A 22,130-nucleotide genomic window follows, 5' to 3' on the forward strand; every position below is an offset into this window, starting at 1 on the left:
TTACACCTTTTTAATCTCATCAAGAGAAAATTGTCCAGGAGCAGTTTCGCCAAAAGCAGGATGGGAAACATACATAAACGGAGAACCTTTTTTTATTGCTTCCAAACGTGTATATTTAAGTTCTTGCCCCATTCCAAAAAGCAGTAATTTATGATTTGGGAAAATATCGTAAAAATTTAATAATTGATTTGTTTCAAGCAAATTTTCAGAATTAAACACAAGTTTGATATAATCAGGGCAAAAACTCAACATTTTTCTAATCAATGATTCAATATACTTAATATTAAATATTTCTTTTGGCAAATGAAAAGAAACAATTGATTTGACGTTGTATATTACTGAATAGTTTATTAGTTCAAAAAGATTACCTTCAAAAGATAATAAATCAATGTCAATATAATCAGGAGATAGTGCAATAATTTTTTTTATTTCGTTTAAGTCAATAACAATTTTTGGTGAAATAATACATTCATAATTTTCTATTACTCTTTTAATATCATCGAGAGAAAATGCAGTATCGAGCCTGTATTCAATAAAGCTCCCTTTTGGAATGAACTTTTCTATTCCCGAGACAGAATTAATATTCGTGATGCTAATGCAGTATTTAATTGTATGACTTGACATATGAATACTAACTACTTTTGAAATAATTAATTACTATTTCAGCGGCAAGCCTTCCGCTTGATGCAGCACTTTCGAGAGTAGCAGGCAGAGAGGTATTTACCCAATCGCCACAAATAAAAAGATTATCATAAGCCGTTTCAATCGGAAGTCTTTTATTGAAATTGTTTATATCTATTGAAACAGTTGCTTTTTTGTCGAAAATAAGTCTTGAATGAATAATATCTGAGGTTTTTCTGATAAGCCCAAGGTTGGTCAGTTCGTCAATAATCATTTGAGAAATTTCGGGAAGGCTCATATTATTCATTTCTAAAGCATTACTAATAGTAATGGTATAAAGATAATTTTTTGGATTGACAGCATTTGATATTTCAGACAAATTGAAAAGCCAATGAGATTTTGTTCCAATCATTGCATTAATCTCGGAACAATCTATTTTAGTTTTTGACCAAAAGTAAAAAGAAATAATTGGTGAAAAATTAAAAAAGGATTTGAAATCATCATTAATTCCACTATTGTTAAATATTTTAGCTAATCTATCAAACGGAAGGGCAAGAATAAAAGCATCAGCAGAAAAAATATCACCCATTTTGTCTATACAATTTGTAATTATTTTTTTACTCACATCTAATTTGACTATTTCAGTGTTTGTATAAATATCAGAATTGTAAGTCTTTAAAAAATCATCCACAGGCTCCAATAATCTAATTAAAGGCACGGTAGAGAAATAAATTTTGGCATTATGAACGCTTTTGAACATAATTTTAATAACTTCTACGAAAAGACTTGCTGGCGATTTTTCGACAGACTGGTTCAAAGTGGCTAAAATTAATGGCTCCCAGAAGTATTTAATTGCTAAATTTGTTTGACCGTTTTGGAATAAAAAATCCTGACAACTAATTTCGGCTGGAATATGAATTTTATGTATTTTTAAAATCATCTTAATAATAGAAACTTTAGATTTAAAATCAAGTTTTCGAAATGTTAGCAATGCAAGAGCCAGAGGCAATTTCCCGCTTGATAGATTTGTCGCCAGCTTTGCAGAACCTTTGTCGTCAAAATAATTAATTTCGAAATTGGATTGGGCTTTCACAAAATTGAAAGTATTTAAATTGCGAAGTAAGTCAAAAAAATTATTGTATGCTCCAATAAAAATATGCTGTCCGTTATCAATAATGTTTCCAGTAGTAGGGTCGGTAAAAGAGAAGAATCTGCCACCAATATTTTTTTTTGCTTCAAATAATTGAACTTCTATTCCGGCTTTTGCAAGATGGACGGCAGCATTAATTCCGGAAACTCCAGCACCGACAATTATTACTTTTCTTTTCATAAAAATTGGTATAAACTTTGTTATAAAAATAGTGATTTTTGGATTAAATGGAAAGTAGTAATGAAAAAAGGATTATTCATTATAATGTATATAATTTTATTTACAGTGATTTCTAATAAATTATGTGCACAGGATAATTGGTTCGAAGTAATTGAAGATGGAGAGACAGAAGAACAGCATAATTATAACCATCACTTAGGGTTATTTTTAGGAGCATTGTCAAGCCTGAATAACGGTGAGATAAGTTTTTCCACAGGTATAGATTATACATATTATTTCAGCAACACGGGAACAATGATTGGTGTTGGTGGATTTATTGAAGGAGCGTTCGGAAAGCATACAGAAGCAATTTTTGGAGGAACGTTTAACATTAAGCCTTGGCAGGAAGTGCAATTTCACATAGCTCCGTCAATTATTTATAGAGAATTACAAACTGATATTATTGATGAAATACATTCAACAAGCAAAGTAAAATTTTTGTTGAGATTTGGAGGGAACTACACATTTCATTTGCAAAATTTTTCGATTTCCCCAACGATAAACGCAGATATAGTAGGAAGTAAAGTTGGATTAGTGTATGGAATAGGATTTGGGGTTGGAATATAAAAAAACGCCTTGAGAAATTCAAGGCGTTTTTTTTATATCGAAAACATTAGATTATGCATTTGCTTCTGCACCGATCTGCACGCCACGAGGAACTTTGCAAACGACGATGATTGTATCGCCGGGAACAACGAATTCAATTCCTTCCAAAGACAAATCGCGAATATGAAGAGATTTTCCTAAATCAAGATTTGTTACATCTACTTCAAGAGCATCTACTAAATACTTTGGCAAGCATTTAATAGTAACTTTATGCAAGGATTGCTGTAATTTCCCACCTTTACGAACGCCAACAGACTGACCTTTAACAACAACTGGAACTTCGACAGTAAGTTTTTTCTCAGGATTAAGCCCAAGAAGGTCGAAATGTAGTATTTGGTCAGAAACCGGGTGGAATTTTATATCTTTTAGAACGCAATCTTTTGTTTGCTCTTCGCCTTCAATTTGAAGTTTAATCAATTTAGTAGAGGAAGTATAAACTATGTTGCGAAGTGAAAGGAAATCAGTAGCAACAGGAATGCCTGGTTCGCCATTGATATAGTAAACGCCTGGGATAAGACCTTCTTTACGAATTTTATTAAGGCTTTGCTTCCCAACTTCTCTTTTTTTAACTTTAAGAACAACTTCTTTCATAATGAACCTCATTTATAAAATTTATCTTTCAATTTCAAACAGTGAACTAATAGAACGGTTGTCGTGAGTTCTAATGATAGCTTCGGCAAGTAGTTCAGCAACAGACACTATTTCGATTTTGTCGGAATGACGTTTTAGAGGAATAGTATCAGTAACCAAAACTTTAGAAACAGCATTTGAAGCATCAATTTTATCCAAAGCATTCCCAGAAAGGACAGGATGGACACAAACACCAATAATATGCAAGGCTCCTTTATCCATCAGAGCTTCTGCACAATTAACGAATGTGGTGCCTGTATCAATCATATCATCGACAATCACAACATTTTTATCCTTGACATCACCGATAATGTGCATAATTTCAGCAACATTATGCTGGGGACGTCTTTTATCAACGAGAACTAAATCGCCACCGAAACGCTTTGCATAGGAACGAGCAGTTTTTGCACCACCAACATCAGGGGCTGCGAAAGTAACATTTTCGAGACCATTTTTTTTCAGCTGGCGAATAAGAACCGGCGAAGCATAAAGATGGTCCATTGGAATATCGAAAAAGCCCTGTATTTGAGAGGAATGCAGGTCAATAGTAATAATTCTGTCTGCACCAGCACGCTCAAGTAAGTTAGCGATAAGTTTAGCTGTGAGAGCAACTCGTGGCTGGTCTTTTCTATCCTGCCGGGCATATCCGAAATAAGGAATGACAGCAGTAACGCGTTTAGCAGAAGCACGTTTTGCAGCATCAATCAACATAAGAAGTTCGAGGATATTATCAGCAGGAGCAAAAGTAGATTGAATAATAAAGAGATCTACACCACGGACGTTATCATTGAATTTAACCCAGATTTCGCCATCGCTAAAATTACGCACAAGAGTTTCGGAGAGCTCCAATCCGAGGTGGTTTGCAACTTTATCAGCTAACAACTTGTTAGAACGTCCCGATGCTATTTTAAAATCGTGCATAGAACACAGTTTAAATTAAAAATGCTGGGACGGCAGGATTCGAACCTACGAATGCCGGAACCAAAATCCGGTGCCTTACCGCTTGGCGACGTCCCAGTCATACATCAAGTTAGGAATACAAAATTATTGTTTTTTTTTATTTTATGCAAATAAAAATTTGCCACAAATTATCAATGAACGATTTCATCAAAAAAGCCTTGCGACAATCAAGGCTTTTGTGTGACCCCGGCGCGACTCGAACGCGCGACCCTTTGATTAAAAGTCAAATGCTCTACCGCCTGAGCTACGGGGTCTTTTTTTGTATTTTATTGTTGTTCACAATAAAATAGAGTACAAAATTAAAGAATAAATATAAAATAGCAAAACATTTTTTTATTTTTTGGCAAAATAATATTTATCGTTTTGAGCAAACAAGTGATTTTGCTCTAAAAAATCAATCACTTGCTTAAAAATACCTTTTTCGTCCAAACCGATTTCTTCTAATAATTCTTCCTGGGTGCCGTGCTCAATAAATTCATCTTCGATGCCTAATACAAGAATATTAGGTTTAAAGGAAATACTGTTGGCAAATTCAAGTACAGCAGACCCAAAACCACCTATTTTTTGTCCTTCTTCGACGGTAACAATATAATCGAAGCGACTGAGAACATCTTTTAGCATATCTTCATCGAGAGGTTTTGCAAATCGTGCATTTATTACGGATGCTGATATTCCTTCTTTTTCGAGTAATTCAGCAGCTTTAAGTGCGTAGCTAACCATTTTCCCGAATGCAATTATTGCAAGATTGTTTCCATCTTTTATGATTTCAGATTTACCCAATGGAATATGTTTCATTTGAGTAACAGGAATACCTTGGGCATAGCCACGAGGATATCGAATTGCAATAGAAGCATTCGGATAGTGGTAAATAGCGGAGAAGAGCATATCTCGCAATTCTTGTTCATCTTTTGGGGCAGCAATAATTTGATGAGGAATTGTTCGCAAGTAAGAAATGTCAAATACGCCGTGATGAGTTGGACCATCGGCACCGACAAGACCTGCTCTATCGATAGCAAAAATTACCTTTAAGTTTTGAAGAGCCACATCGTGAATAATATTGTCGTAGGCTCGTTGCAAGAAAGATGAATAAATAGCAACAACTGGTATAACGCCCTGTATAGCTAATCCAGCAGCAAAAGTAACGGCGTGCCCTTCGGCAATACCAACGTCAATAACACGTTCTGGCATAACATTTTTTAATTTGTCGAGACCGGTTCCTTCGCACATTGCAGCAGTAATTGCAATAATGTTTTTGTTTTGCTTACAAAGTTCCACCATTGTATCGCCAAAAACATCCTGATAAAGCGGAATGTTTGGTTTTTCGGAAAGAGATTTGCCGGTTTCTTTGTCTATTTTGCCGATAGCGTGCAGATTATGGATATCGCATTCAGCCGGACCATATCCTTTACCTTTCTGTGTCATTACGTGGAGAAAAATAGGACCTTTAAGATCTTTTATTAATCTAAGTATTTTGACAAGTTTAATAACATTATGCCCGTTAAATGGACCAAAGTAAGTAAAGCCAAATGCTTCGAACAAAGCGCCCGGTGTGATGATAGCTTTCATACCTTCTTCTATACGTCCAGCCAATTTTCGTAGCCTATCACCGAATGAATCGAGTTTTCCAGCCAAATCCCATGCATTTTTCCGGATAGACTGTACAGTAGAAGAAGCAAAAATCTCATTAAAATAATTAGAAAAGGCAGAAACATTGGCATCGATAGACATATTATTATCATTGAGGATAACAATAATATCTTTTTTTTGGACGCCTGCATTATTCATTGCTTCAAAAGCAAGTCCACCAGTCATAGAACCATCACCTATGACAGCAGCAACTTTGTAATTTTCTCCCTTTAAGTCGCGAGCTGTAGCAATACCTAATGCTGCTGAGATACTTGTGCTGGCGTGCCCAACACCGAAAGCATCGTATTCAGACTCAGATGGCTTCAAAAAACCCGAAAGACCACCTTTTTGGCGAATTGTGTGAAGGGTATCACGGCGACCTGTAAGAATTTTATGAGGATAGCCCTGATGCCCGACATCAAAGACAATTTTGTCCGTAGGAGTATCAAAAACATAATGAAGTGCAACAGTGAGTTCAACAACACCGAGACCAGCACCGAAATGCCCACCAGTTTTGGTAATGGTATCTATCATAAAATCGCGAACTTCATCACATACTTTAGGAAGCTCATCCAGTGGAATTGTTTTGAGGTCTGCCGGAGAATTTATTTTTAATAAATATTGATAATTTTTCATTTTTTTTAATAAATCATTAACAAAACATTAAATATGACGATTTATTTAAAAGTTAGTTTTAATTATTCCAAAATAGTGCATTCAACATCGGCAATGCCATCCTGAAGCATATCGAGCTGGCGAGCAGCTTCGTAGGATAGATCGATAATTCTGCCTTCAACAAAAGGTCCTCTGTCGTTTATAATAACAACAACTGAACGACTATTTTTTAAGTTTTTTACTTTAAGTTTACTTCCAAAAGGCAATGAACGATGAGCGGCTGTAAGTTTGTTTTGGTCGAAAATCTCGCCGCTTGCAGTAGAGCGTCCGTGGAATTTATCTGAGTAGTAAGATGCTTTTCCTCTGAAAGTATAACCAGCAGGCAAATCATTGGTTTGTGTGTTAGAAGAAGCATGAATTTGAGTATTTACAGAGCTATCAGAGATATTATCAGTAAAACGAACAGTTGAAGCACAAGAAACGAGGAGAAGAGAGACAGAAATATATAATAATATTTTCATATAAATTCGTTTATAATATAGAAATAAATACAAAAATATGTAGATATTCTATAGCTAAAAAATACTTTTGAATTATTTATGATATTTTTATAAATTAAGCAGAATTATTAATCAACTTTAATCGTAATAAAATTATCAATACAAGGGGAAAGAATGGCAGATCAGGCACAAAGGATAGTTTTTTTGTTAAAAAAACTACAGATGGGAAACAAATATACAACGTCAGAAGCTTATGAGATGATTTGCAAGGAATTTGGACCGCATTCGTTAAGAACTGTACAGCGCGATATGTTGCTTTTGCAAAAGTGCGAACCAACGGTAAATGCTACACGAGTTGGGAAAGAGCATTTGTGGTTTATTCCGAAGGAAATACGCAAAGCTGAAGCAATGATGCGAATTGATAATAATGAGATTTTGTCGTTCTATATTTTAAAAGCACATTTGAAAACATTTAGTGGAACGGTGATTGAAGATGATATCAACAGGTTGGTAGATAAATTAGAAAAGTTTGCCCCTGAGGAGATATACGCACCTGAAAGTTTGTTTTGGGATCAAAATATTGGATATTTCGATTATTCAAAGTATAACGACAAGTTAAAAGAAATAATTGATGCAATTGTTTACAAAAAATGGATAAATATAGATTATAATACCTCAAGCAAAGGTATAATAAACAAGATATTGCTTAATTTAAGATGTTTATTTACATACAGCGGAGCGTTGTATGCGGTTGCTTATGTGCCAAAACACGATTCGCATATAGCACTTGCACTTCATAATATCGTAAAAACGGAGGAAGTTCAAAACTACAAGAAGAAATTGCCGGAATTTAGTTTTAAAGAATGGACAAAAAACAGATTTGGCGTGTTTTATGGTGAACCGAAACGTATTGTATTGACAGTTAAGCCAGAATTCAAGCATTATTTCATTAACAGGAAGTGGCATCAAACACAGAATATTATTGAAGAAGAAGATGGAAGTTTGACGATGGAACTAAAAGTTCCAATCGGACCTGATTTCATTAGTTGGGTTATGAGCTGGAGTTCTGCCATTATAATAAAGAAGCCAAAAGAACTAAGGAAAGCAATTATTGAAAAACTTGAAAGAGCATTGATAGATTATGAATATAAAGAAATAGAAGGAAATGAAAAATGAAAGTAAAAGATATTATTGAATTTGCAATTAATAAGGAAATTGAAGCAATAGAGTTTTACCAAAAGCTACAAAACACAGCAAAGTATGAATCGAGCAAAGCATTTCTGAAAGAGTTGGAAGAAATGGAAGTATCTCACAAAACCATACTTCAAAACTATTTGGATAATCCGTCGGAAATAGGAATAATAGAGCAGCCAACGAATTTGCTTATTAGTGATTATATAGATGATGTGGAAGCGGAAAGCGACATAACATTTCAGCAAATATTAATAATTGCGATGAAAAGAGAAGAACGAGCAATGAGTTTGTATCAGCAATTAGCGGCTGAGGTGGAAGGCGAGGCACGTAATGTATTCATTCGATTGTCTCAGGAGGAAGCAAAGCATAAATTACAACTTGAAACTATTTATGATGAAGAAATTTTAAAGGAAAATTAGATAAAAATGGAAAATTTATTTTATTTACTGCTAATTCCTATTACTTTTTTGGGAATGGTTGGCAATTTGGGTGCAACCCCTTGGGATGCTTCATTACAAAGGCTACGAGAAGGAAACGAACGCTTTGTTGCGGGGCAAGCCACTCATCCAAACCAAACATTTGAACGTAGGCAAGAAACAGCTAACAAAGGGCAAAAGCCATTTGCAACAATCCTTGCTTGTTCAGATTCACGGGTCCCGGTGGAAGTGATTTTCGACCAGGGAGTTGGGGATTTGTTCGTTGTAAAAGTAGCTGGAAATGTTGCAGACGTTAATGAAATAGCAACGGTTGAATATGGAACAGAACATCTAGGCACTCCTGTGCTTGTTGTTTTAGGGCATACGAAATGCGGAGCGGTAACAGCAGTTGCGAGTGGTGCTCAATTAGAAGGGCATCTACCTAAATTAGCTGATAAGATAAAGCCAGCATTTGAAAAAGTTCAAAAAGAGCATTCCGACAAGCATGATGTGGTAGATTTAACTATTAAAGAAAACGTATTTCAAACAATGAGCGATATTATTTCAAAAAGTAAAATCATAGGACATTTGATTGAGGAGAAAAAGCTTGGAGTTGTTGGAGCAATATATGACGTAGAAACAGGGAAAATTGAGTGGTTAGGCAACCATCCAGATGAGAGGGAACTTGTTGATAAGTCAAAGCATAGTGAAGAACTTCATCCAAGTAAAGAAAGCTTTTTCACATCAAAGAATTTTTCCTTTATGGGAATTTTCGTTGTAATTGTGAGCTTAATTGCAACAATTCTTGTATCTATTCTATCAAAAAGGAAAGCTTAATTGAAGAAACAAGTTTACATACTGGTAATAATTCTATTATCAGCAAATGTTTCTTACTCTCAATGGATAAACAGAAATACTGATGCAACATTCCAGATCAATTCGTCCCATTTTGTTGATGCGAATAATGGCTATATAGTAGGATTGCTTGGAGCAATTGCCAGAACAACAAATGGCGGGAGCAGTTGGATTAGCCAGAATGTTAGCAATACTTATATGCTATCTGGCGTTTATTTTACAAATGTAACAACAGGCTGGGCTTGTGGATTATTTGGTATTATTCTGAAAACGACGAATGCCGGAAGTAATTGGAATCTTCAATTTAGCGGGACAACAAATGACTTGCTTAGAATTCAGTTTGTGAACTCAACAACTGGTTGGGCAATCGGAAGGTCTGGCACAATAATTAAATCGATTACAGGTGGTTCGCTCTGGACATCTCAAACAAGTGGGACAACAGAAGATTTATTTGGAATATCTTTTATTAGCTCAACAACGGGATGGGTTGTAGGAGCAAATGGAACAATTCTGAAGACAACGAATGGTGGAACAAGTTGGCTGACATTAAACAGTGGCACAACAGAAAATTTAGCTGGTGTGAGTTTTGTCAATACCAATGTTGGTTACGTTGTCGGTGGAAATGGAACCATACTTAAAACTACTAACGGTGGGACAACCTGGATACAACAAACAAGTGGCACTAACGCTCAGCTTACTGCAGTGCATTTTTATGATATGAACATTGGGGCGTGCGTAGGAGTTGGAGGGGAATTATTGAGGACAACTGACGGCGGAGCAAACTGGATTGATGAATCGACGAGTTCATCAGTGCAATTAACCGATGTTCAATATGTTTCGTCAAGTATCGCTTACGCTGTGGGTTATGGTGGGAATGTGCTACGTTACGAACAAAGTGCATTGCAACCTCCAAATTTAATTTCTCCGGCAAACAATTCTACAAACATTAACCCAAATACATCTCTGAATTGGGGCAATGTATCGCTTGCATTGTCATACAGAGTACAAGTATCGACAAATAGTAATTTTAGTAATTTTATTTTGAATACAACTACAAATACGACAAATATTCAATTACAGTCTTTGCAATTAAATACAACTTATTACTGGCGAGTATGTTCCAAGAATGCGACAGATTCGTCTATTTGGTCCAGTGTTTTTAGCTTTACAACTGCTGATAGCACGACACAAAACATTAATCTGTCTGCTGGTTGGAACTTAGTGTCGTTGAATGTATTTCCTTTTGACAGTTTGTTTTCGCAAATCAAACAAAAGACGAGTGGTAAATTAATAATTGCTAAAAGTGCAGATGGAAGAATATTTTGTCCACCTTTTGTAAATACATTATCAGCCTGGAACAACAGAGAAGCATATCTGATAATGGTATCTGACACGACAAGTTTTGGTGTTAGTGGTCTTGCGATAAGTCCTGAGAATTACTCAATAAGTTTAAACAGAATTGGTTGGCACTGGATACCCTATCTAAGGAATTCAAGTATTTCTCCTGCACTTGGATTTATTTCTCTCACCGGAGCATACGACCACGTCAAAGATACAGGAGGGAATTCCTTCAAGCCAAATTCATCAAACACATTGCAGAATTTAATCCCCGGTAAAGGATATATAATTTACATCACAAACACTAACGCATCGTTGCTCTACCCACCTAATTAAATGAAAATTTAATTAAAACATTTTTACTTTTCTACGTCTAATTCAAAAAAACTGAAAATTAAGTTACCTTATAGAGTAATATATTATTATGAAAAAACTAATATTATTATTAGTAGGAGTTTTTCCGTATTTAGCTGAAGGCAATGTAGTTATCTCTTATCTGCAACCTGATATTGTTGCTCCCGGAATGAACAGTTACGTTGAATTTATCGCACCATATAACGCATACGGTAATTTTGGAGCAGATAGAACATTTTACAATTTGCCGACAGATACTTTGAAAATTGAGGTTGTCAATCCAAGCGACAGGTGGAAGATAACCTTTGGTCCATTGGTGGTAAGCTGGCAGGGAAGAATGATTTCGACGCAAGTTTTTGCTCATCCCTCATTGAAACCAAACTCGTGGGACTGGAGTTTGCTTCAACAGGATTTCAGAATAAAAGTGCGAATAAATAAAAATGGTGTTTTATCGAACGAAGTAGATTTATACGTTGTTCAGCCATTTCCTTTTGGGAACAAAAGCAGTAGTATAGATAGCGTACTTGGAGCTAGTTCTCTTGGCAAGCGTTCGCCGCGTGGAGCAATGATAGTTGATTCTATGATATTGGCAAATCGAACTTATTATGTATCGACATCGGACCCAGACCCGACAACACCCGGTAATCAAGGCTATTTACCGTTTATTTTAATATCAAAAGGTCCAATCAGAGGTGGAGCAAATACATTAATTTCAGTAGATGGCGGATTAACCGGTGGACAGACAAGACTATTAGATGCTGGTCCTGGTGGTGGAGGTGGCGGAGGAAGATTTTACGATGCCGGTCTGTTTTCGGATAACTCTCAAAATGGGGATGATGGAGGAAATGGATTTACCGGTGGTGGCAGCGGTGGACGAAACAACAGCAGTTTGCCTGGTGTAACTAATTCAATGAAATCACCTGGAATAGGTACCTTAGAAATTACAAGCAACACACCAGCAAGAGGTTATTCGTTGAATGGAGTTCCGCCAAGTTACATTCCAAATGTTTATGAATCTGCTGGTGGTGGAACCGGACATCCATTTGGGCGTTCGGGAGAACATTGTAATGACGGCAATAATTGTATTCCAGCTGGTGGCTATGGAGGTGGTTCCGGAGTAAAACAAAATACACCGGGAGGTTCTGGTGGTAATGCTACAGATGGTCAAGGAAATAATAATTCAGGTGGTAAAGCAGTAGGTAACAGAATGATAACCCCATTAGCCGGAGGGAGTGGTGGTGCGAGCGGGAACCCACAATCTGGTGGCAATTATTCCGGAAGTGGAGGTGGCGGCGGTGGGGCAATAATGATTTATGCACCAGAAATCAGCAACGTTCGAATTTCTGCAAAAGGTGCAAATGGACAAAATGGCGTCAATTCATCAAATGGAGGAGGTGGAAGCGGAGGTTCGGTTATTACCTCAGCAAAATTATCTGTTGATAATGGCAGTTCCCAATCAATTTTTATTGAAGGTGGCAAAGCCGGTGGTGCGACAAACCAGTTTGGCGGTTGGGGACGTGTGCGTAGGGATGCTCCGAATTGGAATGTAAATATCGGCAGCGCCGCTGCAGAGCCAATGACATATTATCAAGGACCTTCGACAGATACAACAAAATACATAAAACCTCTTGTCCCATTTTTGGTTAGAGGTAGCAAAAAATTTGAGGATTCTTTGCAGATATGGCTAAAACCTGAAACCCGTGAATGGACTTATGTTACAACTATTCCACAAAATCAGGGTTTCTGGGAAGTGCGAATGCTTCTTGATAGAACAGATTCTGTGTATTATCTCGTTGCCTTGCAAAATGTTCCAAATCCTGAAAAATCAAATGAGTATCGCTGTGAACCTGATTTTTTGATGACCCAAGCAGCAGCCAATGTGCTTTTGTTAGAGAAAATACCTGAGTTTTATTGCCAAGATACACTTTTCAGTGATACTTTGCTCGCTTGCGATGGACAAGAAGTCAAGTTCAAAGCAAGAATCTATAACTTAGGTGATGCAGATTTGATATTATCGGATGCGTATTCGGCTAAGGGTTTTCTTTTGTCTAACATAAATAATACAATGGTTGCACCGTTTGATAGTATAGACATTGAAATATCATATAATTACAAGAAAAATCATCCAACAATTATCAACGACACTCTATTTATTAATCATAATGATTATTGGACAGGAGCTGCCAACCCCTTCCCTATTTCCGTTAATATGAACATATTAACTCTAAATTTATCTACTAACTTGCACAGTTTTATTCAACCATACAGTAACGGAATAAATCTATCGAGTGTGAAAACTTATACTATTAATGCCTGCTTAGGACAAAGCTACAAAATACTTGCAAGTGTTGGGAACTTGTCTGACACAATTATCAATTTAGAAAATATCTTAACAAGCAGTTCAGATATTAGCACTCAAATAGTTGGGAATCGCTCAATTCCAAAGTTGGATACTTGCACCTACACTATAGATTTGACTGCGAATAGTTTGGGAACAAGAAGCTACAAATTATATTACAAATTACAGGAATGCGACAATATTATTGACTCATTAGAAATAATTTTGATAACAACAAGAGCAGAACTGACATTTTTGGATAATGGGGATTTCCCTGATACGCGTATTGGAAGCTCGAATTTAAAAGGAATAAGAGTGAGAAACACTGGCAATTCCAAAATTCATATAAATTCTGTAAGTGTTTCTGGGAATGATTTTTCGATGGTAGATGTAATGCCAGGTTTGCCAAGAGTATTAAATCCAAATGATGAGATTACTATTACAGTTAGATTTTCTCCGTTGAATCAAGGCAATTTACTTGGACAATTGAATATTATAACATTGCCAACCGACAGCACGTGCGTATATGATAATGGAATTCCGCTTAGAGGAAAGGGATTAGAAACAAGTGTTCTTGCTTCAAAGTATTTGCTTGATTTTGACACACTATATACCTGCCAAATTGCATACGATACAGTTTATTTAATAAATCCGACAGGTTCGAATTTTAGATATAATGTAACTCAACCTGCTAAAATTGTCGGCTCAAATGCATTTGCAATTGCAGAACAGCCAAATACACCAGTTGCTGTTCAGCCCGGTGATTCTGTGCGATATATAATTAAGTTCGAGCAAGGATTTGCCGGAAGTTTTGCAGCAGAACTGATAATCAACACAGATGAACCCGGTTACGAAGAAGTGAAAATACAACTGAAAGGAACAAAGGATACATTGGATATTGTGATTGTTCCAAATCCGATTGATTTAGGAGATGTTCCGGTAGGTACTACACTTAATTCAACATTTAGTATTAAAAACAATGGTCTGTTACCAATAAATCTGAAAAACATAAAGTTCGAAAATCAGCAAATTGCCGGTAATTTTACACCAACAAACGGAGTAATTCTGCCTAATGAAGAACATTATATTGATTTTTCAATCAGAATTGATAAAGGAATCAACAAATCAGAGCCATTTTTGCTTGAATTTGAAGAATGCAACTGGATAGCAACTGAACTCATTACATTTAACAAGATTTACTCTCACCCAACCACAAACAGCCCGGTGGACTGGGGAATTGTTTCCGGTTGCGAAGATACTGTCAAATCAATTTACGTTAGGAATACATCTACGAATCCAATTATTTTGAAGTCCTGGCAAATCGATGGAATTGATAAAGATTTATTCCATTTTCGTGGGCAAAACTTCACATTACCAAGAAGTTTTGTACTGAATGAAACATTTGAAATGATAGTATCGTTTGAACCCTTAAATAGCACAAATGGCAATAAACAAGCATATATAATGTTCGAGGCTGAGAGCAACGGAGAGGACACAACAATTGTCGTTCAACTAATTGGCGAGAAACGTTCAACTGCTATTGCTGTGCCAGATAATATTTCTTTTGGTGGGAAAGTTATAAACACTATTTCACAGATGAGTTTTTCGCTTACAAACACAGGAATTTTCCCAATTACAGTAACTTCTATTGAAATGCCAAAGTATTATCCAACTGTTTTTTCTGTCGATCCAGATATTTCCGGATATACATTAAATCCGCAGGAGCAACAAATATTCACAGTTAGTTTTTTACCACTTGCACAAATGCAATATTTCGACACAATCGTAATAAATACCCGATATAAGAATTGTGATGAAAAAATATATATTTATTTGGAAGGAAGTGGTCTTCCTCCTCGTATATTAACTTTAAAGATACCGCAGTTAGAATTGCTCGATCCGCGCTGGACTGATTATTCTATTCCAATTTATGCGAAAATAGAAAACGACACTTTGCAAAACTTCAGTATTGATTCGCTTTTTGTTGAATTCAACCGAAGTTTATTTTATCCAAAAAACGTTGCAAATGGTAGAATAATAAGCAACAGCATAGTAAATCAGAATAGAATTATTGGGGTTGGAATTAACAATATTAGTATTGCTCAATTGAATACTGAGATAAAAATAGCCGAGATAGTCGGAGACGTTTTGTTAGGGAACGATACAGCAACAACACTCAGGTTTTTAAGTGTAAGTAATCCTGATACAATAAGAGTGCAAAGGTATAATTTTGAAAACGGTTCATTGTCGATAAAAGTTTGTCCGGAAGGCGGGAATAGATTGCTTGATGTGCATAACCGTCCTGTTTCGATAATTGTATCGCCAAATCCGTTCTCGGACAATACTACGATAACCCTTAGTTTGCTCGAAAGCGGTTTTCATAAGCTTGAACTATATAATTTGAACGGTGTAATGGTTGATGAAATTGGTTCTTTTGAAATTGGTCAATCCGGAATAAAAGAGAGAACTATTAATGTTAATTCATCAAAATTAGCCAACGGTGTTTATTTATTAAAATTAACAACACCAACAACTTATTATACAAAATTAATCATTGTAAATAAGTAGAAAAGGATAAATCAATGACAAAGTTTATAAAAGTTTCTTTAATCTTATTAGTAATATCAAGCAATTTGATTTTTTCTCAGGAAAGAGCAATTCAATTTTATTTAGGTGGATATTTTGGACTGAACTACAACAATCATATAGCATCATTTAACAAATTAGATGAGAAATATGCTAATTGCTGTCCGAAGTTCAAAAGTGCAGTTGGAAGTGGTCTTTCAATTGGCGGATTGTTTGAAAAAGAAATTAATGAGCAATTTTCCTGGGGCTTGAAATTTGGTTTTTCGCAATTAGATGGGACTTTTTCACCCAAAGAAATAATTGGAAACACTGAACTTCGTGAGGAAGCACCACCTTACAATACAATATTAGTGCAAAGAGCAGAAGTCGAACACTTTTTATCAAGCAAGCAATATACACTTGGTGCAGAACCATACATTTCATATAATATTTTCGATAAATTAAATTCAATAGTCGGGCTTAGACTTTCTTACTTGTATGAAGCTAATTTTAGCCAAAAAGAGAAACTACTGCGTCCCAATAATGTTACATTTGTTGGTGGCTCAAGAATACGTAATGAATACAAAAATGAAGAAATTCCAGATAAAAATGCATTGCAATTATTTGGGGATATTGGTTTAAGCTACGATTTGAAGATTGGTGCAAATTCATATATGTCCCCTGCGATAAACTTTTATATTCCATTTACTAACATATCGAAAGTTGATTGGAAAGTTAATACTGTTCAATTCGCTTTGAATTTGAAGTTCCCTATTTATGAACCCAAACTAATTACTTTGAGAGACACAATATTTGAAAAAGATACAACAGTAATAGTCGATAAGAGCGTTAAAACTGAATTTGTTCGACTGACTAAAACGACACGACAAACAAAAATAATAGAGAATGAAAAAGATAAAATTGAGAGAACAATAATAAAGGAATATTACGAACGGGTTTTGCCAAAAGAAGTATTGTTAGAGGTAAGTTTCGATGTTTTTGGTGTAGACAAGCAAGGCAAAAAGACGGAAAATCCTACTTTGATAATTGAAGAGGTCGAAACAGAAGAAGGATTTCCGCTATTACCATATGTGTTTTTCCCGGCGGGAGAAAAATCGCTGGAAAAAACAAAAATAAGGAGGATACCAAAAGAGGAAACTCCAAAATTTAGTGAAACCAAGTTAGAATGGAACACTCTGGAGATTTATTATCAATTGTTGAATATTATTGGCAATCGTTTACGAAATAATCCCAAAGCAAATATTACTCTTACTGGAACAAATAACAATACGGGTGTGGAACAGAATAATTTGCAACTTTCTTTGGAGCGGGCAGAAGCCGTTAAGAATTATCTTGTGGGAGTATGGGGAATTGAACCTCAGAGGATAAAAACACAAGCATCGAATTTGCCGGCAAAACCAACAAATCCAGTGATACCTGAAGGCATTGAAGAAAACAGTCGAGTTGAAATTACATCAAATGATGCTAATATAATTGCACCTGTTTATATGAAGGAAATTGATATAATTGCCAATCCACCGGTAATTGAAGTAAGACCATTAATTCAAACAAGCGCTGGAATTAAAGAATACAAATTAGATATATCACAGGGCAATCAAACAATCAGAACTAATGAAGGGAAAGGAATACCAGAACAATTCGTGTGGGAAATTGTTCAATCTCCTATACCCAAATTAGAACAGGAAGCAATTATCACCCTAAAAGTTGAAGACAACGAGAACCAAGTGAAAACATATTCGAAAAATATTAGCATTCAGCAAAAAACAATTCGTAAAAAGCGGGAAATTATCGAAAATGATTATCGCATAGAGAGATATTCATTAATTTTGTTTGATTTTGATAAATCAACAATACTCGAAATTCATAAACCAGTGCTTGAATATATTCAAAGCAAAATAACTCCAAATTCAAAAGTGAAAATATTTGGTTATGCAGATAGAACGGGCACTTTAGAATACAACAGGGAACTGGCTCGGCGGCGATCGGAAGAAGTTCGGAATTATTTAAAAATAAAGCCTGAAAATGTTGAGTTGTATCCTATTGGAAGCGATGAACTGTTATTCGACAACAATATTCCAGAAGGTAGGAGTTACAGTAGAACCGTGAAAATTGAAATAAGAACACCTATTTTTTAATTGTATTGAGAAATAAAATGAAGAAAATAATTTATCTATTTTTTTTGTTTTGTCTGCCTGTAATAATTTTTGCGGGCAACGAAGAATATTATCCGAATAAAATTGTTGTGAAATTTAAAAAATACTCTCAAGCTGCGAACAAATGGAAAGCCGAAAACAGGCAAACAAGTTTTATCGAATTTGAAAAGATTATTGGAGAAAACACTGCAATCCCTTTTATTTCTGATAATTTACTGAAGTTATATAATACAGCAATAATCAAAAAACGGCAAAAAAATGCTTCTGGGAGCAAAGAAATAAATTTAGATTTAATTGCAGTGATTGATTACAAAAAGTCGATTGATCCATTTGTTGCTGCAAGGAAAATTGCAAATTATCCTGATATAGAATATGCTGAACCATTGTTTATGCATAAATTACTGGAAATTACGAATGATCCATTATTTACCGAACAAAATTACATTGAGCAAATAAAGGCAAACTTAGCCTGGAACTACATTGATACAAACATCACGATAATAGTTGGGGTAGTTGATACAGGAATAGATTATCTACACGAAGATTTAAAAGACAATATCTATTATAATGAAGGTGAAATTGGATTTGATGAACACGGAAATGATAAACGGAATAATGGAATTGATGATGACCGGAATGGATTTGTAGATGACTGGAGGGGCTGGGATTTTTACGGTGATGGTGATAACGACCCAATGCCCGGGCATTCGCACGGAACACACGTAGCCGGAATTATTGGAGCAGTGGCTAATAATGGGACCGGGATAGCAGGTGTTGCGAGAAATATCAAATTGCTACCTGTGAAAATTGGTTCTGACATTCCAAATGCTGCAAATATTGCAAATGGATATGCAGGAATTTTGTATGCGGCTTCGATGGGAGCAAAAGTAATAAATTGTTCGTGGGGTGGAACGCATTTTTCTTCTGCAGAAGCAGATATTATTCGAGCAACAAATGAATTAGGTTCGCTTATAGTAGCGGCAGCAGGCAACAATAATCAATATTTGATTTTTTATCCAGCTGCTTATGATGGGGTAATGTCTGTTGCAGCGGTTGATAGCGAGGACAAACGAGCATATTTTACAAATTATCATTACAAAATAGATGTATCAGCTCCGGGCGTAGAAATTCTATCGACGGTTCCTGGTAATGAATATCGCCAAATGAGCGGCACTTCGATGGCATCACCAGTCGCTGCTGCAGTTGCTGCGTTAGCAATGAACCGTTTCCCCGGTAAACCAAATTTCGTAATACGTGAGATTGTAAAAGCAAGTTCAGATTACATTGACTACAATAATCCTTATTATTCAGGGATGCTGGGCAAAGGGCGGGTAAATGCGTTGAGAGTGATGACAGACAATTCTTTTATTTCGCTGAAAGTTCTTTCGTTGCAAAATACTGGTAAAACCAATGGTAATGAATATTTTCCGAATGATACGATAAAATTCAAATTAGCAATTATCAACTATCTAAATGATGCAGAAAATGTAAGGATTAAGATATATACAACAAATAGTAATTATATAACTGTACTTAATGATACCTGTTTCATTGGAAAAATCAATAGCTCTGAAATCGCTCAAACAGATGAGTTTGCTTTTATAGTAAATAATACTAATGAATATGATAAGGAAATAAAGCTTGTAGTAAGGATTATTGCCGATGGCTATCTTTCGGACAATTTCGCTTACGAAGCAATTATTTCACCATCATACAGAACATTCGACAAGAATAATGTAACTGTATCAATCAATAGTATTGGGAATATTGGTTATAATGATTACCCGAAAAATCAGCAAGGAAAAGGCATAAGATATAAAGACAGCGAAAGTATGGCTTATGAAGGTGCTTTGTTGATGTCTGTAAATGGGAATGAATTATATAATGTGGCACGTGGTGAATATCAGATGAGAAAAGATGTCGATTATGAAATAATTAAGACAATGAATCTGAATAGCCCCGGAGTTTTTGGAGATGCGGAAGGAGGTTGTTTGTTCGAAACGATTAATGACGACACATTGAATGTTAGCAAATTGAGGATTAGCCAAAGTAATTATCAGTTTAAAAAGAAAGAAATTGAAAATACTATATTCACTTTTTACAAAGTCTATAATTTATCCAACAAGGAGATTGATTCTGTTTATCTTGGATTATATTTTGATTGGGATATCGGAAGTCCGCAAAGAAATTTTATTCGGTGGGACGAGCAGCAGAACATAGCAATTGCGAAATCAATTGACGAAGGAGTGCCAATTGGTGCTGTGGTAAATTTGTCTCAATTCAATAATGGTTTTTTCGCAATTGATAATGATGGAAATAGTGAAGAAAATCCGGGTGTATATGATGGTTTTACAAGAGAAGAAAAATTGCGTTTTTTGAAAGGCGGAGTTCAACGTCAGCAATCATCAATTACAGATGCATCAATGGTAATTTCGGCTGGACCATTTAAATTAGCAGCGGGCGATTCTGCAATTGTGCCTTTTGCGATAGTGCTTGGAATGGACGAGCAAAACATAGTGGCAGAAGCAAGTTATGCGAAATCTTTCGTTAATCAGATTATTTCTGCAAGTGTTGAAATCAGAGATAAAGCAAACATTTTTAAAGTATATCCAAATCCAGCAACAAAACAAATATTTTTAGAATTATCTTCTGCAAAAAACAATGTTGGAAGAATTTCTATTTATAATGAACTTGGTAGGGAAGAAAAAATATTAGACGAGAAAAAATTTATCGGTTCGGGAATAAATACATTGACATATGATATATCAGAATTGACAACTGGTATGCATTTTCTTCGTATAACGTTTGACGATGGAACTGTTCTAAGTACAAAAATTATTCTTGTTGATTAATTTTTGATAATATTTCATTGGCTTTTTCTAAATAATAATCGTATTTCTCAGGCTCTTTTCCGGAAAGAGTGAGATATATCTGATAGGCTTTTTCGAATTGCCCTTGCTGAACAAGTATTTTCGCCATAGTTTCAGTAGCAGGAGGAGTGTAATCTACAGGTTCTTCTTCAGTTTCCTCTTCAATTGGTTCAGAGATTTCAATTTTACTGATGTTTGAAATTTTTTCAGCTAATTTTTGTATTTCATCTTCTTGATTTGATTTCTTTTCATATTTAGAAATTATGGAATTAATGTCGAAGTTTGCTTCAATTTCTAAATTTGAATACTGTTTGTTGGACGAAAAATCATAGAAAAGATAGTCGAAAAGCCCATCAATCAATAGTTTATTTTCAACATTCAGAGAAGGATGGTAATCAGCAGGAATTATCGCAGTTGCAAAAGCTTTGAGAAAACCTTTGGGCAAATTTATCGATTGCAGAGGAACATCATCAGAAATTTCGAGCTCAGTTTCAATATCTGTTTCTTGAATAAGATTGTTTTCAAAAGAAACATCTTGATTATTTTCTTCAAAAGTCGAATCAGCAGGTAATTCTTCAAAGCTCTGTCGGAGTTCGGAGATTTCAAGATTATCTTGAATCAAATCAGTTTGTTCTATTTCAGTTTGAAGTTCAGATTGGTTAAACGTTAGTTCGTCGAAACTACTATCCTGTCTATCGCTTAATTCAAGCTCATTATCTTGATTGTCTTCTAATTCAGTTTGATAGGCTTCGAGAATGCTGTTTAAAGTAGTTTCTTCGATAGCTTGTTCAATATCAGGGATTATTTCATTTTCATCTGCAATTGAAGTATCCTGGGCTTGTTCGAGAGAAAGAAGTATTTCTTCGAGTTCAGAAATTTGCTTGTGATTATTCGAAATCAGTTTGAATTTATCCAAGTATTCTTTAGCTTTTTGGGAGTTGCCAATTTTAATAAATAAATCAATAATTGTAACATAGCCGGTAAGATAATCAGGGAATTGCTCTATACCTTCAATACACAAGGCAATAGCATCATCATAGTTGCCATTTTCGAAGAGTTCAACTGCATCGAGAGCAAAAAAAGGTGAAATTTTTGCCAT

At 35.3% G+C, this 22,130-nt stretch carries 15 protein-coding genes and 2 tRNA genes; 8 read left to right on the plus strand and 9 right to left on the minus strand.

What is annotated here, in order from left to right; genetic code table 11:
* Together ACY2LT_RS04530 and ACY2LT_RS04535 are read right to left on the minus strand one after the other, a co-directional pair.
* Nucleotides 1-624 carry a type I 3-dehydroquinate dehydratase gene (locus tag ACY2LT_RS04530; RefSeq protein WP_491816655.1) on the minus strand — a complete coding sequence of 208 codons (624 nt, stop codon included), beginning with the start codon at nt 622-624 and terminating at the stop codon, nt 1-3.
* Nucleotides 625-631: 7 nt separating this feature from the next.
* The gene (locus tag ACY2LT_RS04535) at nt 632-1,951 is read right to left on the minus strand and encodes a hydroxysqualene dehydroxylase (protein ID WP_491816656.1); all 1,320 of its coding nucleotides are present in this window, start codon (nt 1,949-1,951) and stop codon (nt 632-634) included.
* Between the two features lie 60 nt (nt 1,952-2,011).
* Here ACY2LT_RS04535 and ACY2LT_RS04540 point away from each other — a divergent pair, with 60 nt between their 5' ends.
* Nucleotides 2,012-2,557: a hypothetical protein gene (locus ACY2LT_RS04540; RefSeq protein ID WP_491816657.1), complete on the plus strand. Its 546-nt coding sequence runs from the start codon at nt 2,012-2,014 to the stop codon at nt 2,555-2,557.
* Between the two features lie 51 nt (nt 2,558-2,608).
* On the opposite strand, the gene ACY2LT_RS04545 is transcribed toward ACY2LT_RS04540, so the two are convergent.
* From ACY2LT_RS04545 to ACY2LT_RS04570, 6 genes are all read right to left on the minus strand, one after another.
* The gene (locus ACY2LT_RS04545) at nt 2,609-3,187 is read right to left on the minus strand and encodes a 50S ribosomal protein L25 (RefSeq protein WP_491816658.1); all 579 of its coding nucleotides are present in this window, start codon (nt 3,185-3,187) and stop codon (nt 2,609-2,611) included.
* A 21-nt stretch (nt 3,188-3,208) separates the two neighbouring features.
* The gene (locus ACY2LT_RS04550) at nt 3,209-4,147 is read right to left on the minus strand and encodes a ribose-phosphate diphosphokinase (RefSeq protein WP_491816659.1); all 939 of its coding nucleotides are present in this window, start codon (nt 4,145-4,147) and stop codon (nt 3,209-3,211) included.
* A 24-nt stretch (nt 4,148-4,171) separates the two neighbouring features.
* A tRNA-Gln gene (locus ACY2LT_RS04555) sits at nt 4,172-4,243 on the minus strand.
* A 124-nt stretch (nt 4,244-4,367) separates the two neighbouring features.
* Nucleotides 4,368-4,440: transfer RNA gene (locus tag ACY2LT_RS04560), tRNA-Lys, on the minus strand.
* 79 nt (nt 4,441-4,519) lie between these two features.
* Nucleotides 4,520-6,448, minus strand: a complete 1,929-nt coding sequence (gene dxs, locus ACY2LT_RS04565) for a 1-deoxy-D-xylulose-5-phosphate synthase (protein ID WP_491816660.1) — start codon at nt 6,446-6,448, stop codon at nt 4,520-4,522.
* 62 nt (nt 6,449-6,510) lie between these two features.
* On the minus strand, nt 6,511-6,948 hold the full coding sequence (locus ACY2LT_RS04570) for a septal ring lytic transglycosylase RlpA family protein (RefSeq protein ID WP_491816661.1): 438 nt from the start codon (nt 6,946-6,948) through the stop codon (nt 6,511-6,513).
* A gap of 153 nt (nt 6,949-7,101) precedes the next feature.
* On the opposite strand from ACY2LT_RS04570, the gene ACY2LT_RS04575 reads away from it, so the two are divergent.
* The 7 genes from ACY2LT_RS04575 to ACY2LT_RS04605 all read left to right on the plus strand — a co-directional run bounded on the left by ACY2LT_RS04575 (nt 7,102) and on the right by ACY2LT_RS04605 (nt 21,013).
* The gene (locus tag ACY2LT_RS04575) at nt 7,102-8,103 is read left to right on the plus strand and encodes a helix-turn-helix transcriptional regulator (protein ID WP_491816662.1); all 1,002 of its coding nucleotides are present in this window, start codon (nt 7,102-7,104) and stop codon (nt 8,101-8,103) included.
* Nucleotides 8,100-8,540: a ferritin family protein gene (locus ACY2LT_RS04580; RefSeq protein WP_491816663.1), complete on the plus strand. Its 441-nt coding sequence runs from the start codon at nt 8,100-8,102 to the stop codon at nt 8,538-8,540. The genes ACY2LT_RS04575 and ACY2LT_RS04580 overlap by 4 nt, the downstream gene beginning before the upstream one ends.
* A gap of 6 nt (nt 8,541-8,546) precedes the next feature.
* On the plus strand, nt 8,547-9,374 hold the full coding sequence (locus ACY2LT_RS04585; protein ID WP_491816664.1) for a carbonic anhydrase: 828 nt from the start codon (nt 8,547-8,549) through the stop codon (nt 9,372-9,374).
* Entirely contained in the window at nt 9,375-11,066 is a 1,692-nt protein-coding gene (locus ACY2LT_RS04590) for a YCF48-related protein (RefSeq protein ID WP_491816665.1), read from the plus strand. It abuts the gene before it with no gap.
* A gap of 88 nt (nt 11,067-11,154) precedes the next feature.
* Nucleotides 11,155-15,990, plus strand: coding sequence for a choice-of-anchor D domain-containing protein (locus tag ACY2LT_RS04595; protein WP_491816666.1), 4,836 nt, complete (start codon nt 11,155-11,157; stop codon nt 15,988-15,990).
* 14 nt (nt 15,991-16,004) lie between these two features.
* Nucleotides 16,005-18,143: an OmpA family protein gene (locus tag ACY2LT_RS04600; protein ID WP_491816667.1), complete on the plus strand. Its 2,139-nt coding sequence runs from the start codon at nt 16,005-16,007 to the stop codon at nt 18,141-18,143.
* A 17-nt stretch (nt 18,144-18,160) separates the two neighbouring features.
* A complete protein-coding gene (locus ACY2LT_RS04605; RefSeq protein WP_491816668.1) occupies nt 18,161-21,013 on the plus strand; it encodes a S8 family serine peptidase in 2,853 nt (950 codons plus the stop codon).
* Here ACY2LT_RS04605 and ACY2LT_RS04610 read toward each other — a convergent pair.
* Nucleotides 20,997-22,130 (minus strand): hypothetical protein, encoded by a 1,134-nt coding sequence (locus tag ACY2LT_RS04610; protein WP_491816669.1) that lies wholly within the window; start codon nt 22,128-22,130, stop codon nt 20,997-20,999. The two genes, ACY2LT_RS04605 and ACY2LT_RS04610, sit on opposite strands and share 17 nt — an antisense overlap.

Source organism: Eximiradius proteiniborus (assembly GCF_058546985.1).

Excerpts from the sequence above, each read along its gene's own strand:
- ACY2LT_RS04530 (WP_491816655.1), bottom strand. The coding sequence starts at position 624 with ATGTCAAGTCATACAATTAAATACTGCATTAGCATCACGAATATTAAT.
- ACY2LT_RS04535 (WP_491816656.1), bottom strand. The coding sequence starts at position 1,951 with ATGAAAAGAAAAGTAATAATTGTCGGTGCTGGAGTTTCCGGAATTAAT.
- ACY2LT_RS04540 (WP_491816657.1), top strand. The coding sequence starts at position 2,012 with ATGAAAAAAGGATTATTCATTATAATGTATATAATTTTATTTACAGTG.
- ACY2LT_RS04545 (WP_491816658.1), bottom strand. The coding sequence starts at position 3,187 with ATGAAAGAAGTTGTTCTTAAAGTTAAAAAAAGAGAAGTTGGGAAGCAA.
- ACY2LT_RS04550 (WP_491816659.1), bottom strand. The coding sequence starts at position 4,147 with ATGCACGATTTTAAAATAGCATCGGGACGTTCTAACAAGTTGTTAGCT.
- dxs (WP_491816660.1), bottom strand. The coding sequence starts at position 6,448 with ATGAAAAATTATCAATATTTATTAAAAATAAATTCTCCGGCAGACCTC.
- ACY2LT_RS04570 (WP_491816661.1), bottom strand. The coding sequence starts at position 6,948 with ATGAAAATATTATTATATATTTCTGTCTCTCTTCTCCTCGTTTCTTGT.
- ACY2LT_RS04575 (WP_491816662.1), top strand. The coding sequence starts at position 7,102 with ATGGCAGATCAGGCACAAAGGATAGTTTTTTTGTTAAAAAAACTACAG.
- ACY2LT_RS04580 (WP_491816663.1), top strand. The coding sequence starts at position 8,100 with ATGAAAGTAAAAGATATTATTGAATTTGCAATTAATAAGGAAATTGAA.
- ACY2LT_RS04585 (WP_491816664.1), top strand. The coding sequence starts at position 8,547 with ATGGAAAATTTATTTTATTTACTGCTAATTCCTATTACTTTTTTGGGA.
- ACY2LT_RS04595 (WP_491816666.1), top strand. The coding sequence starts at position 11,155 with ATGAAAAAACTAATATTATTATTAGTAGGAGTTTTTCCGTATTTAGCT.
- ACY2LT_RS04600 (WP_491816667.1), top strand. The coding sequence starts at position 16,005 with ATGACAAAGTTTATAAAAGTTTCTTTAATCTTATTAGTAATATCAAGC.
- ACY2LT_RS04605 (WP_491816668.1), top strand. The coding sequence starts at position 18,161 with ATGAAGAAAATAATTTATCTATTTTTTTTGTTTTGTCTGCCTGTAATA.
- ACY2LT_RS04610 (WP_491816669.1), bottom strand. The coding sequence starts at position 22,130 with ATGGCAAAAATTTCACCTTTTTTTGCTCTCGATGCAGTTGAACTCTTC.